This window comes from Prevotella sp. 20925_1_30 (assembly GCF_041433025.1).
GTDB classification, from domain to species: domain Bacteria; phylum Bacteroidota; class Bacteroidia; order Bacteroidales; family Bacteroidaceae; genus Prevotella; species Prevotella vespertina.
The window spans coordinates 19,146-32,714 of sequence record NZ_JAPWAR010000003.1 but is presented as its reverse complement, the minus strand read 5'-3'; the positions used below and the strand labels follow the sequence as shown (position 1 = coordinate 32,714).

Genomic DNA, 13,569 nt, shown 5'->3' with positions numbered 1-13,569 from the left:
CTGCCAATATTGCAGCTTATTCAAATTAAATAGGTAATTTTGTCAGTCGAATGAATACAAGAGAATTACAACAAACCAAGCAGAGATATAACATCGTAGGTAACAGCGATGGGCTGAATCACGCCTTAGACGTAGCACTTCAAGTTGCGCCTACGGATTTGTCTGTATTAATTATCGGTGAGAGTGGTGTCGGTAAGGAGATTATCCCACGTGTAATTCACGATAACTCACCACGTAGAAGGGAGAAATACTTCGCAATTAACTGTGGTTCTATCCCTGAGGGAACTATCGATAGCGAACTCTTTGGTCACGAGAAAGGCTCTTTTACGGGTGCTATCGGTGAGAGCGAGGGATATTTCGGTATAGCTAATAAGGGTACGATCTTCCTCGATGAGGTGGGCGAATTGCCTATCGCAACACAAGCACGACTGTTGCGTGTGCTGGAGACGGGAGAATATATACGTGTGGGTGGACAGGAGATTCGTAAGACAGACGTGCGCATTGTTGCCGCAACGAATGTCAATATGCGTAAGGCTATCAGCGAAGGTAAGTTCAGAGAGGACTTGTTTTACCGCTTAAATACGATTCCTATTCAGATGCCACCACTTAGAGAACGCGGGGAAGATATTATCTTGCTCTTCCGTCTGTTCGCTATGCAAATGGCAGAGAAGTATCGTCTTCCGAAGATTACTCTGACTGAGGAGGCACGCCAAATAATGCTGCAATACAAGTGGCCGGGTAATGTTCGGCAGTTGAAGAACATTACGGAACAGATGTCTGTACTGAGCGAGAAGCGGGAGATTGACGCTGAGACCTTACTCCACTTTATTCCCCGCGATCAGGATAGTACGCAGTTGGCAACTATTCCAAACGGCAACGGTTCGCCAAGTTATGAGAGCGAACGAGAGATATTGTATAAGATTCTATACGAGCTAAGGGGCAACGTGAGTGACTTACGTCGTGACCTTAACAACGTACGGAAGCAGTTAGAAGAGAGTAGACAACTCAATGGTGCAAGTGGCTTCCAACCAGCTCCTATAGCAACACCGAATCTACCTACTGCTCCTGACAAACAGCCTATTCAGACCCCGTTACAACAAGTTGAGGATGCGGTAGCGGAGGAAATATCAGAGCCAGAGACGCTCAATCTTAACGATATTGGAAAGCAATTAGTGGAGAAAGCTCTAGAGCGCAATCATGGTAACAGGAAGAAGGCTGCACAAGAGCTCGGTATCAGTGACCGCACACTCTATCGCCGTATCAAACAGTATGGATTGGATAAAGATTCTATAGAATAAGAACCTCACAGAGCGATTCTAACATAAGATGAATAATAGAAAGAGATTTAAGTCAATGCACCCAGCCAAATGGGGATTTGCTATTATTTGCATACTTCTATTGGCGGCATGCAGTGTTTCCTATAAGTTTAATGGTGCAAGTATCAATTATGACAAAGTGCACACGATACAGATAGCTGACTTCCCTATCAGATCTGCTTACGTATGGGGGCCAATGGGACCAATGTTCAACAATCAACTGAAGGATGTCTTTGCTAACCATACACGTTTGCAACAAGTAAAGCGGAATGGTGATATGAAGATAGAAGGCGAGATAACGCAGTACCAACAACGCAATAAGAGTGTGTCTAGCGAGGGTTACTCGGCTCAGACGGAACTTTCGATAACGGTGAATGTGCGCTTTACGAATAATACAAACCATAAGGAAGATTTCGAACGCCAGTTTACTGCAACGTCTAGTTACTCTACTACGCAAAACCTAAACTCCGTACAAGAGAAGTTGGTTACGGATATGATAAAGGATTTAACTGACCAGATTTTCAATGCAACAGTAGCTAACTGGTAATCCGAAAAAACGCTATTCACGAATAATCATCGTCTATCACACATCAACCAATGGATATTGCCAACCTCATTAAACATCCGGAGAAACTGAACAAGGAGACCCTATACAACCTTAGGAGTCTGCTTGCGCTATATCCTTACTATCAGCCAGCACGCATCCTTCTGTTGCAGAATCTCTTCTTAATGCATGACCCTACGTTTGATGATGAATTGCGGCGGGCAGCTGTCTATATCTCTGATTGTCGCATACTCTTTAACCTTGTTGAGGGTATCCACTATCAACTGGCAACGCAAGAGAAGCAGGCAGAAACTAATCAGAAAACTATTTCTGACGACAAGCAACCTACACAACAAGCAGAAGAAGATCGTACTCGCTCGCTCATTGACTCCTTCCTTGATCAAATCCCAGAAGATAATAGCGAAGAGACGGCAACACCTCATCGAAAGCCAACACCTGCTGATGCTACTGTTGATTACGTAGCTTACTTACTTGAAAGCGAGAGCGAGCAGAAGCAAGATCGAACGCCGCAGCTGAAAGGACAAGAGCTAATTGATGACTTCATCAATAACGAGGGTGGTAAAATTACCCTACAAGAGGAAACAGAATACGAACCCGAGGATAACAACGATGATGAAGCGGCTGAAACAGAGGATACTGGTTACTTCACCGAGACTTTGGCACGTATATACATCAAACAGGGTAGATATTCCAAGGCACTGGAAATTATTAAGCGATTAAATTTGGTATATCCGAAAAAAAATCGTTACTTTGCAGATCAAATACGTTTCTTAGAGAAATTGATAATAAATAACAATATTAAATAAGACAAGAAAATGTACACGTTATTCGTAATTCTTATTGTGATTGCTGCTCTCTTGATGATAGGAGTTGTCTTGATTCAAGAGTCAAAGGGAGGTGGTTTATCGTCTAACTTCTCTTCATCTAATGCCATCATGGGAGTTCGCAAGACTACTGATTTCGTAGAGAAAGCTACATGGGGTTTGGCAATTGCAATGGTCGTTATCAGTATTGCAAGCGCATATGTTGCTCCAACAGCAAACACAGATGAGAGCGTTATAGAGAAGGCTGCAACGGGCAATAACGCAACAAATCCTAACAACTTACCTAACTTTGGCGCAAGTCAGCAAAAGCAAGCTACCCCAGCACAAGGTGCGCAGGGCAACGCTCCACAGGCTCCAGCTGCGCCTGCTAAGTAAGGAATTATATTAAAAAAGTACGGGAAATATTTGGTCAGTTCAAATAAAAGCCGTACTTTTGCACACGCTAAAGAGAAATAGCCAACACGGTGGATGTAGTTCAGTTGGTTAGAGCGTCAGATTGTGGTTCTGAATGTCGTGGGTTCGAGTCCCACCCTCCACCCTTAAAAACGGAAGACTTTATATAAGGTCTTCCGTTTTTCGTTATAGTCTATTGAATAAGGAGAGCTAGAAAAACGAATAGGAAGAACTAGGATGACTGATAACGGAGCCTAGAAGAACTAATAAGAAGAGCTAGGACAACCAATAACAGAGCCTAGAAGAACTTAATAGGAAGAGCTAGAAGAACTAATAGGAAGAAATAGGACGACTGATAACGGAAGCTAGGGCTGACTAATAAGGAGAATCGGAAGAATGAATGAGGAGTTGCAGATAATGCGCTGATAAGACTACTATAAAGGCTTAATCCCCATCCGAATAGCTCTATAAAACGTGAAGAGCTATGAAATAACAGCACATACTGCGCTAATATAAGCCATGAAAAGGACTTACTCTTAGCAATAATCATCAGCTAACAGCCTCTACCCTCTTTCCACGGAATAAGTGAGATTCCACCTTGAGAATAAGTAGGAGGCTTCTTGAGAATAAGTGAGATTCCACCTTGAGAATAAGTGGGAATATTCTTGAGAATAAGTGAGAATTATCTTGAAACTAATAAGTTCAAATGCAGACTCATAAGACCCATGTTTTTTAATACATACGTGTCAGCGTGATGACACATACGATTCAGCGCAATAACACGTATGTGTCAGTGGCGTTAACACATACGTGTCAGAACGCTTACTCGTATGTATCGATTTTAGTAGATCATAAACAGCTATAATGCAAGAAAGCCGTGTTACGATTCATTACTCGTAGCACGGCTTTCTCTATGAGGTATCAGGGGACTTAATCCCAATTAGGATTCTGCTTTAGAACTCCCTTTGAAAGATCGACTTCAGTCAATGGGATAGCCCACAGATAATCGCGATTAGGATTGAACTTACGCTGTTCTACAAGGAACTTCGTGCCGTCAGGGCGCATACCATAAACGGGTTTCTTCACGTCAGCCTCCGTCGTCTTATAGCTACGGGTATCGAACAAGTGTATGCCTTCAAAGGCAAACTCTAGGCGACGCTCAAGCCTAATTGCCGCACGCATCTCATCCTTTGTCATACCAGAAGCTAATGCTGGGAGATTCACGCTAGGGCGTTGACGAATAGCATTCACCGCATCATAGACCTGGTTATCAGGTGAGGCAAGCTGCTCGTTACGCGCCTCAGCATAAGTGAGTAGCACCTCTGCATAGCGGATATAAATGAAGTTTGTCCAGTCGTAATTATTGATACCATCGTTCTCTGGATTCATATATTTACGCATACAATAGCCCGTGCGTGTGTGGTTGCCATCACCAATACTATTCGTCGTGTACTCATGTCCAGCAATCATCGAACCATTCCATAGGATAGAGGCTGCTAAGCGGGGATCTCTGTGCTCAAACGGATGATTAGGGTCATAGAGTGGCGAATCTTGGATGGACTTTCCATCAGTGCAAGGATAGGCATCCACTAAGTCTTGCGTTGGCGACAAGGCTTCCCAACCACCCATTACAATAGGTGCAAAGAACAGTCCTATCATGCTTCCCTCGCTGGAGTTCTTAGGATTCGACAGGTATTCGCGGTCGAATATAATCTCGTTACAGTCCTCAGCAACAGGCTGGAAGAGGTTTGCATAATTGTTATATAAGCCATATACCCCCATGTCCATCACCTTTTTAGCGGCTTGCTCAGCCACGTCATACTTATGGGCATAGAGTGCCAATCGTGCTTTGAGCGCATAGCAAGCACCCGCACTAGGTTTGCCGTGATCGCTACTCTGACGGATATCAGGCAATGCTGGTGCAGCCTTGTCAAGTAGACTTACAATGTAATTATAAGTAGCTTCTTCCGTAGCACGCTCTGGCATAGGTTCATTCAGTGACAACGGGTGATCAAGGATAGGCACCCCTCCCATAAACTTCATCAATGTTGAATAGAAGAAGGCTTCTAGGAACTGCACTTCCCCCGTAAGTCTTGCCTTATCAGCAGCCGCCATGGGCACATTATCTATATGTTGATAGAACACCAGGCAACGTCGGATACCCTCATAGGCAGCATCCCAAACCTGTTGGAAATGCCTATTCGTCGACACCGCCGTACCAGCTGACAGCGATCCTTGCTCTGCTCCCACGTGCACAGGGACGGCATTATCAGTGTAACAATCCGTCATAATGGTGTGGTTCTCGGGGGCTACCAGATATAGATTTATACCAGTCACGTATTTCTCTGCCTCCGCTGGAGTCTTCCAGAAAGATACGTCAGAATACTCATCTTTAGGGTCACGCTGCAAGAAACTATCATTACAAGAAGTAAGGAAAGCTAGCGCAAACAAGCAAGCAGCAATACTATATTTTGTTCTCATGATTATAATCTTTTAGAATGTTATGTTAAGCCCTATAGTATAATTACGCGTCAATGGGTAGTAGCTACCAGAAACTAATTCTGGGTCTACACTATCGAAGCTAGAGATGGTAAAGAGGTTATCTATGCTACCATAAATACGCATCCTACTAACTCCATACTTGCTCATTAGCTTTGCAGGGAGCGTATATCCGAGTTGGATATTGCGCATCTTCAAGTAAGAAGCATCCTGTACCCAGAAGCTCGAAATAAGCCTGTTCTTCTTGTCAGTCATAGATAGTCGTGGCATCGAAGCATTTGGGTTATCCTCTGTCCAACTATCGAGGTACTTGTCTGTCACCTTACCACCATTATAGAAGGCATAGCGTATCTCGGGCACTGGTAAGCCTTTCACGTCGGCTGCACCTTGTAGCACTGCACTGAAATCGAAGCCCTTATACTGCAAGTTGATATTAATGCCATAGTTGATCTTAGGGAAGTATGAACCTAGAATCTTACGGTCGTTACTGTCCACCTTATCGTCATCATTGAGATTACGATACTTCAAGTCACCTGGTACGGGATCGCCCATCGACTGCCTAACATGATTGGTTATCTCCTGTTGTGAACGGAATATTCCATCGCACACATAGCCATAGTATGCCCAAAGTGGGTCGCCTACCGACTGCCCAGGTACATCGCCTCCACTGAGGTCGACTATCTTATTATGCACATAACTGAAGTTTCCTGTTATAGAATAGACGAAGTCGCCGACATGATTGTTGTAACTCGTTTGAAGTTCGAAACCTGTGTTACGCACCTTACCAGCATTCTGCATAGGAGGGTCAACACCCAAGATACCAGGAACAGGGAGCTGCAAAAGGATATCGCGCGTATCCTTACGGAACACATCCAACGTGAAGTTCAAGCGGTTACTGAAGAGAGTAGCGTCAATACCGAAGTTCCATTGTGCCGTCTTCTCCCATGTGATATTAGGGTTTGCCATACGTGATGAGATGGAGATACCCGACTGCAACTGGTCGTTGTAACTGTAATCGTAACCGTAACTGTAAGTGTTCTGGTAAGGATAATAGTTGACGGAACCATCAGAGTTAACGGTCTCTTGATTGCCAAGCAATCCCCATGACAGGCGCAACTTCAAGTTGTTAAGCCACGAGTGAGTAGACTGCATGAAGGCTTCTTCAGATACTCTCCAACCTAAAGAGAAGGACGGGAATGCACCGAATCGCTTATTCTTTGGGAAGCGTGAAGTACCATCATAACGCAAGTTAGCCTCGAAGAGATACTTATCAGCATATACATAATTCAAGCGGCCAAAGGCTGAACGCAATGCATACTCTACCTCATTGCCATTTGTACTCTGCCCTTTTACTTCACCAGCACTCAACTGGCTGAGGCTATTGGGTAAGTTCTTGCGCATCGCATAGAGGTAACGTGTTTGCTGATAGATCTGAGATAAACCCAGTAAGCCACTAATGCTGTGCTTCCCGAAGGTCTTGTTATAATCGAGATAAGCCTGTAGGTTCGTCTCAAAATACTTGATATCGTACTCTGAGATATAGCTTTGTGTGGTTTTTACCAACGATTCACCACCCGCATTGATACCATAGAATGGCATTGACATACTATGTACAGGATTATCAGAAAGGCTGAATGAAGAAGCAGCAATACCACGGAATTTCAAGCCATCAACTATGTCTACCGTCAATCCAAGATTACCTTGAACACTCGTCACAACGTTTGTACTCGTTCCACCCATTCGAGCGGAAGCAACCGAGTTATGCTCATTTTTGAAGAGAGGATAGTGCCCATTTGCATATTGGATGGCTGTTGTAGGCGCCTCTCTAAAGGCATAATGCATCAAGTTGCTCACCCCTTCTGCAGGAGAGGTTTGCTTACTACGATAGAGCGAGAGATTCGTTGACAACTTAACACGCTTATTTATTTGTGCATCAAGGTTGGTTAAGATATTAAACTTCTTGTAGTTTGTGTTATAAATCAAGCCATCCTTATCAAAATAGTTCATCGCTAAAGAGTAGACAACGCGGTCACCTCCGCCCTTTATACCCACGTGATGGTTATGGAAGAAGCCCTTTTCACTTAGCAAAGCACCCAACCAATCAGAGTTTGGATAGCGGTCGGGGTCGCTACCATCTTTGAACTTCTGTAGGTCAGAATCACTATAAGGTGCGGCTTGCCCATCGTTCTTGTAGGCAAGATTCATCAGTTTCGCATAGTCATAAGAACCAACATATTTAGGCATACGAGTGGCTTGTTGCCAACCAACATAGCCATCATAAGTGACGGTTGTACGCCCCTTCTGTCCGTGTTTCGTTGTAATGAGTACCACACCATTAGCTGCTCGAACGCCATAGATAGCAGAGGCTGCAGCATCTTTCAATACCGATATATTCTCTATATCGTTGGGGTTTACCGCACTCAAACTAGACTCTACTCCATCGACTATCACCATCGCACTGGAGTTGCCCATGGTGCCTAATCCACGCACACGAAGGATTCCTTGGTCGTTACCTGGCATACTGGAGTTCTGAATAATAGTAACGCCAGGCATGAGACCTGTCAACATGTTCGACACGTCACTACCCGTGCGATTTACCAACTTATCGGCTGATACGGTAGCAATAGAGCCCGTTAAGTTCACCTTCTTTTGGGTTCCATAGCCAACAACTACCACATCATCTAGCACTTTATTATCAGCTTCTAGCGTGATGGAATAGTCTGCTTTGCCCGCTTTCACTACGAAGGTCTTAGACTGGAAGCCCACATAACTCACGACTAACTCGGTTCCGTCCGTCGCATCTATCGTAAACTTACCATCCACATCAGTGACAGCTCCACTGCGTTCGCCCTTCTTCACGACGTAAGCTCCTATAATGGCATCACCATTATTGTCCATCACCATACCATGAATTACATTGCTCTTCTGCTGCACAACCATGACAGCATTATCCGCTGGAGATGCTAGGCTAATCATTGGGAGCATGCAACACGATGTAGCAAATAGACTCGCCATGAATAGTCTCTCGCCCTTCCTTGCAGACTTGAGGTCTTCCTTTGTTTTTCTCATAAGATCATATTGTTAGATTAGTATATTGCTTTTATGATTTAGGATCGCGTAGGTATCACGCGTCAAATATAGGTAATTCTTAGATATTAAGCAACTAATTGAGACATTTTCTGATAACTTTTTTATACGACATGGTTATCTTTAGGAATAGTCATGGGCTATATCTCTACAAGAGACTATCCAAAATTAGTAGGACAAATGCCTTCGGCTGTACTACTTAGCACCATCCTTTTCAATGAAGAGGGCTAATGAATGGAAAGAAAGAGAGCGTCTCCTCATGACCAAGAGAGCCTCTCGTCATCATAAGGAAACGCCTTCTAACTGCCGAAGAAACGCCCTCTTCCTTTCAAAGGAATATATCCTCTATATATAAACAACGCTATCTACTTCCCTTACGGAATGGAGAGAGGTTGGGAGATAGCCTTTTATAAAAAAGAAAAGGACGCCTTAGAATAGTTCTAAAGCATCCTTTCTCTTATATAATATAAGGTGAGTACTACTGCATATCGTAAACTACTTGCATGAGCTTCTTGCCTAATGCATCTGCAGCCTCCATCGTGTTAGCCTCGCTGTAGACGCGAATAATAGGCTCAGTGTTTGACTTGCGAAGATGAACCCATGCATCTGGGAAGTCGAGCTTCACGCCATCAATATCCGTAACATGCACGTCTTTCTCTTGTCCGTACAACTCCTTTACACGAACAAGGATTGCATCTACATCGGTCTCTGGCGTAAGGTCAATACGATTCTTTGCTATGAAATACTCTGGGAAAGTCTTGCGTAACTCACTTGCCTTCATTCCCTTTTGTGCCAATGAGCTAAGGAATAAAGCTATACCAACGAGTGCATCACGTCCATAATGGCTCTCTGGGTAAATGACTCCACCATTACCTTCACCACCGATAACGGCTCCCACCTCCTTCATCTTTGTGGTTACGTTGACCTCACCGACTGCTGATGCATAATACTTGCAGCCATGCTTCTCGGTAACATCACGTAGGGCACGCGTTGAAGAGAGGTTGCTAACGGTACTACCCTTCACATGGTCAAGGATATAGTCAGCCACAGTGACGAGTGTGTACTCCTCTCCATACATCTTACCATCCTCTTGGATGAATGCTAAACGATCCACATCAGGGTCAACAACGATACCAAGATCATAGCCACCTTTGGCTACCTCATCCATAATACCCGTCAAGTTCTTCTCAATAGGCTCTGGGTTATGAGCGAAGTCACCTGTTGGTTCACCATTAAGGAACTTATATTCAACGCCAAGACGGTCTAGCAACTTAGGGAGAATAACGCCACCAACAGAATTGATAGAGTCTACAACCACACGGAACTTACGCTTCTTGACAGCCTCAAGGTCGAGCAATTCAAGCTTCATAACCGCATCAATGTGACGTTCATCAAATGAGTTATCATCCGTATAGCTCCCTACTCCATCTACATCAGCATATTCGAAGTCTTCACGTGCAGCTATATCGAGTACCTCTGCACCATCAGCAGCAGTCAAGAACTCACCTTCCTCGTTCAGAAGTTTCAGTGCATTCCAGTGACGAGGGTTGTGAGAAGCGGTGATAATAATACCTCCATCAGCACCACTCATACGCACGGCAAGCTCTGTGGTAGGCGTTGTAGCAAGCCCAATGTTGATTACATCTGCTCCAATACCCATCAACGTGCCACATACCACATTCTTAACCATAGGTCCAGAGATACGAGCATCACGCCCAACAACTATCTTTAGCTTCTTTCCTGGGTGCTTACGAGCAATGAAAGTAGCGTAAGCTGATGTGAACTTAACAATATCCAGCGGGTTTAAAGTATCCCCCGCACGACCTCCGATAGTACCACGGATGCCGGAAATAGATTTTATAAGAGTCATGCTTGAATATCTTTATGAGGGCAGTCGGCTACCCTCTATTATATATTAATGTGCTGGATGTTAGAAACCGCGCTGATAAGTTATATCATAGAAACATGGATAAACATTGCGAGACGCCTCTATCTGCCCTTGTTGTGATGGGACAATTAACTTCACATGAGCTAGTGTTGATGTTGCTGAAGTGATACGTCCTATCTTAATATAAGGTAATGGTACGAGCCAACCAGCAGGTACAGATGCCGTCTTATAAACATCATACATCACACTAGAAGATGGGTCAAACGAGGCAGTATAAGTACCACTTGTGTTTGTCACAGACATCTTATCAACCTTACCTCCAAAGTATAATACATTGTTCGTAAGCTGTAAGGTGTCTTTTAAAAGATTGTCTTCACGGAAGCGACAAAGCACAGTAGCGGTCTCACCTTGCTGAATGGCCCTACCTGTCCCCTTATCTACTATCTGCATATACACGCCTGTGTTCTTAAATAGCACATACTGGTTCTTGGTGACATCAGTCGTGAAGCCCTGTTTCTCAAACATCTCTTCCGTAATGACATTAATGCTATGCTTGATGATATAGTCGTTCATCGCTTTCTTCTCTCTATCGAGTTGATTGGCATAAGTCTCGCTCTTACTACATGAACCAAAAGCGAGTATTACCGCCAACATCGCTATGAGAAATGATATCTTCTTCATCCTTCTTATTTCGTTTCTATCGTTTAAATATACCTTGCAAAGGTAAGAAAAGTATTTTAGATAGGGCTTATCCTATATTAGAAAATATATTAAATAGCGTTTGCCAGCCTGCTGTAATCTCATTCCCTTTGCTTGTTAGCACGAGTTATACGCCTTAATTTCCTTATAAATGAGGATTGTCAGGATAAGTCATCATCCGTACCTTTGCAGCACAAAAACATTTAAATTAAGCCATCTTATATGTTAAATGCCTTATTATTTGCGTCCCTAACTATCAGTGGGGCAGCTGGGATAAACCCTGACTCAACAGCGAACAAGAACGTATCACTTGATGAGATCGTAGTAACTGACTTTAAGCAAAACAAGAGAAACCTAACCTCTACGGCAGTATCAACCATTAGCACTCAGCAATTACAGAACCAGCAGATTGTGAATCTAAAGGAGTTAACGGCGGTTATGCCTAACTTCTATATGCCTGACTATGGTTCGTATGCTAATACACCGGTATATATCCGTGGTATAGGTTCGAAGAGTAAGGGCTCAGCGGTGGGCTTCTATGTTGATGGTGTGCCCCACTTTGAGTCATCAGCATTCAACATTGACCTCAGTGATATTGCCGCCGTGGATGTGTTCCGAGGTCCACAAGGCACTTTATACGGGCGTAACTCTATTGCAGGCATTATTAATGTCTACACACATAACCCTCTTGACTATCAAAAGACACGCATCAAAGTTGGTTATGGAAGGTTTAACGACTTTGTTGCACAGGCTTCTAACTATTCAAAAGTGAGTGATCAATTCGGTATATCTACGGCTATCTCCTATCATCACAACGATGGTATGTTTACCAATCACTTCCTAAATGAGAAGGCTGACAAGCTGAATGAGGGCGAAGGACGCATAGGACTCTATTGGAGACCCAACACGAATTGGCTCATCCATCTCAATAGTACGCTCACACTTAGTAAGCAGAATGGGTATCCTTATGCACCTTATGACATTGTAAAAGATGAGCTATCGCCTATCAGTTATAACCGCAATAGCCCTTACAAACGTCTTATCTCTTCTACTGGTTTCAATGTACGATATGAGAACGGGCATATTAGTTTCAATAGTCAGACATCTTATCAATTCATCAAATCACACCAAGGACTTGACCAGGACTTCACCCCAAAGGACATATTCTTCACTGATAATAGCTATCATCAGAATATGTTATCACAGGACATCACCTTAAAGTCGAATGACAAGGGGCGTTACCAATGGATTATTGGCGTGTTTGGTATGTTGCTACATTCCAACCAATTCGCTGAAACGAGCTATTACACGAGGAATTTCTCAACGCCTACTACCTATAAGAACCCCACTACGGGCTATGCAATCTATCATCAAAGCTCATATAATATATGGAGAGGCTTATCAGCAACAGCGGGTTTACGCTTTGATTACGAGCACGCAAAGACAAGTTACAACCAGGAGAAGGTGACGCTTACAACAGGCGCAACGGCTCATGTAAGGGACTTTATTAGTAGTGCTAGCTTCCGCCAATTCACACCTAAGTTCACGCTTCAATATCTCACAAACAAGGATAACCTCTACTATGCGAGTGTCACTAGGGGTTATAAGCCAGGCGGATTTAACACGATATTCAAAACTGATGCCGAGCGTACTTACGCTCCAGAATACAGCTGGAACTATGAGGTTGGAACACGATTGAAGTTCTTGAATGGGCGAATGACAGCCGAGGCTGATTTATTCTACATTGACTGGCGACACATGCAAACGACTTACACTGTCCCTGGTGTGGGTAACGTGATTGCTAATGCAGGGCACACCGATAGCAAGGGTTTCGAGCTTTCAATGGCTTATCATCCAATCAAGAGTTTACAGCTCACAATGAACTATGGATACACCCATGCTCGTTACTTGGAATACAAGAAGAGTGCTAACGAGGACTTCTCTGGTAATAGACTTCCTATGGTGCCTAACCACACGCTATCCTTAGATGGAACTTACACCATTATGCAGGCTGGATGGTTTGATAAGGTAGTATTTAATGCTGGTTTAACAGGTCTCGGTCGTATCTATTGGGCTGATGATAACATCGTCCGACAGAACTTCTATGCAACGCTCAATGCGAAAGTTAGTATCACAAAGGGTATAGTTACATGGGATCTATGGGGTAAGAATCTAACGGGAACTGACTATATGGCGTATGGCTTCAAGATGTCAACGGGTAACTACGCACAGAAGGGTAAGCCTCTATCCTTCGGAACTTCTGTCAGCGTGACATTCTAGAATTAGGGCAGAAAAACC

10 protein-coding genes and 1 tRNA gene are annotated in these 13,569 nt (G+C 43.7%); 6 read left to right on the top strand and 5 right to left on the bottom strand.

What is annotated here, in order from left to right; genetic code table 11:
- Positions 1-50: 50 nt before the first annotated feature.
- The 5 genes from O3603_RS02095 (at position 51) to O3603_RS02075 (ending at position 3,244) form a co-directional block, all read left to right on the top strand.
- A complete protein-coding gene (locus O3603_RS02095; protein ID WP_315087565.1) occupies positions 51-1,298 on the top strand; it encodes a sigma-54 dependent transcriptional regulator in 1,248 nt (415 codons plus the stop codon).
- Between the two features lie 55 nt (positions 1,299-1,353).
- A complete protein-coding gene (locus tag O3603_RS02090) occupies positions 1,354-1,863 on the top strand; it encodes an LptE family protein (RefSeq protein WP_009434796.1) in 510 nt (169 codons plus the stop codon).
- A 50-nt stretch (positions 1,864-1,913) separates the two neighbouring features.
- Positions 1,914-2,687, top strand: coding sequence for a tetratricopeptide repeat protein (locus tag O3603_RS02085; RefSeq protein WP_155715433.1), 774 nt, complete (start codon positions 1,914-1,916; stop codon positions 2,685-2,687).
- A gap of 9 nt (positions 2,688-2,696) precedes the next feature.
- Positions 2,697-3,080, top strand: coding sequence for a preprotein translocase subunit SecG (secG, locus tag O3603_RS02080; RefSeq protein WP_009434893.1), 384 nt, complete (start codon positions 2,697-2,699; stop codon positions 3,078-3,080).
- Positions 3,081-3,168: 88 nt separating this feature from the next.
- Positions 3,169-3,244, top strand: a tRNA-His gene (locus O3603_RS02075).
- A 152-nt stretch (positions 3,245-3,396) separates the two neighbouring features.
- Here the strand turns inward: O3603_RS02075 and O3603_RS02070 are convergent.
- The 5 genes from O3603_RS02070 to O3603_RS02050 form a co-directional block, all read right to left on the bottom strand.
- On the bottom strand, positions 3,397-3,648 hold the full coding sequence (locus O3603_RS02070) for a hypothetical protein (RefSeq protein WP_371520074.1): 252 nt from the start codon (positions 3,646-3,648) through the stop codon (positions 3,397-3,399).
- A gap of 380 nt (positions 3,649-4,028) precedes the next feature.
- Complete coding sequence (locus O3603_RS02065; protein WP_371520071.1) at positions 4,029-5,579, bottom strand: RagB/SusD family nutrient uptake outer membrane protein; 1,551 nt, start codon at positions 5,577-5,579, stop codon at positions 4,029-4,031.
- 12 nt (positions 5,580-5,591) lie between these two features.
- Positions 5,592-8,666 (bottom strand): SusC/RagA family TonB-linked outer membrane protein, encoded by a 3,075-nt coding sequence (locus O3603_RS02060; protein WP_371520068.1) that lies wholly within the window; start codon positions 8,664-8,666, stop codon positions 5,592-5,594.
- A 496-nt stretch (positions 8,667-9,162) separates the two neighbouring features.
- Positions 9,163-10,554 (bottom strand): phosphoglucosamine mutase, encoded by a 1,392-nt coding sequence (glmM, locus tag O3603_RS02055; RefSeq protein WP_004382573.1) that lies wholly within the window; start codon positions 10,552-10,554, stop codon positions 9,163-9,165.
- 60 nt (positions 10,555-10,614) lie between these two features.
- Entirely contained in the window at positions 10,615-11,253 is a 639-nt protein-coding gene (locus O3603_RS02050) for a DUF4827 domain-containing protein (RefSeq protein WP_273540124.1), read from the bottom strand.
- A gap of 240 nt (positions 11,254-11,493) precedes the next feature.
- Between O3603_RS02050 and O3603_RS02045 the strand changes: the two genes are divergently transcribed.
- On the top strand, positions 11,494-13,551 hold the full coding sequence (locus O3603_RS02045) for a TonB-dependent receptor (protein WP_371520064.1): 2,058 nt from the start codon (positions 11,494-11,496) through the stop codon (positions 13,549-13,551).
- Positions 13,552-13,569: the final 18 nt, after the last annotated feature.

What these genes read in the sequence shown, in the direction of transcription:
- O3603_RS02095 (WP_315087565.1), top strand. Translation starts at nt 51, where the DNA reads ATGAATACAAGAGAATTACAACAAACCAAGCAGAGATATAACATCGTA.
- O3603_RS02090 (WP_009434796.1), top strand. Translation starts at nt 1,354, where the DNA reads ATGCACCCAGCCAAATGGGGATTTGCTATTATTTGCATACTTCTATTG.
- O3603_RS02085 (WP_155715433.1), top strand. Translation starts at nt 1,914, where the DNA reads ATGGATATTGCCAACCTCATTAAACATCCGGAGAAACTGAACAAGGAG.
- secG (WP_009434893.1), top strand. Translation starts at nt 2,697, where the DNA reads ATGTACACGTTATTCGTAATTCTTATTGTGATTGCTGCTCTCTTGATG.
- O3603_RS02070 (WP_371520074.1), bottom strand. Translation starts at nt 3,648, where the DNA reads ATGATTATTGCTAAGAGTAAGTCCTTTTCATGGCTTATATTAGCGCAG.
- O3603_RS02065 (WP_371520071.1), bottom strand. Translation starts at nt 5,579, where the DNA reads ATGAGAACAAAATATAGTATTGCTGCTTGCTTGTTTGCGCTAGCTTTC.
- O3603_RS02060 (WP_371520068.1), bottom strand. Translation starts at nt 8,666, where the DNA reads ATGAGAAAAACAAAGGAAGACCTCAAGTCTGCAAGGAAGGGCGAGAGA.
- glmM (WP_004382573.1), bottom strand. Translation starts at nt 10,554, where the DNA reads ATGACTCTTATAAAATCTATTTCCGGCATCCGTGGTACTATCGGAGGT.
- O3603_RS02050 (WP_273540124.1), bottom strand. Translation starts at nt 11,253, where the DNA reads ATGAAGAAGATATCATTTCTCATAGCGATGTTGGCGGTAATACTCGCT.
- O3603_RS02045 (WP_371520064.1), top strand. Translation starts at nt 11,494, where the DNA reads ATGTTAAATGCCTTATTATTTGCGTCCCTAACTATCAGTGGGGCAGCT.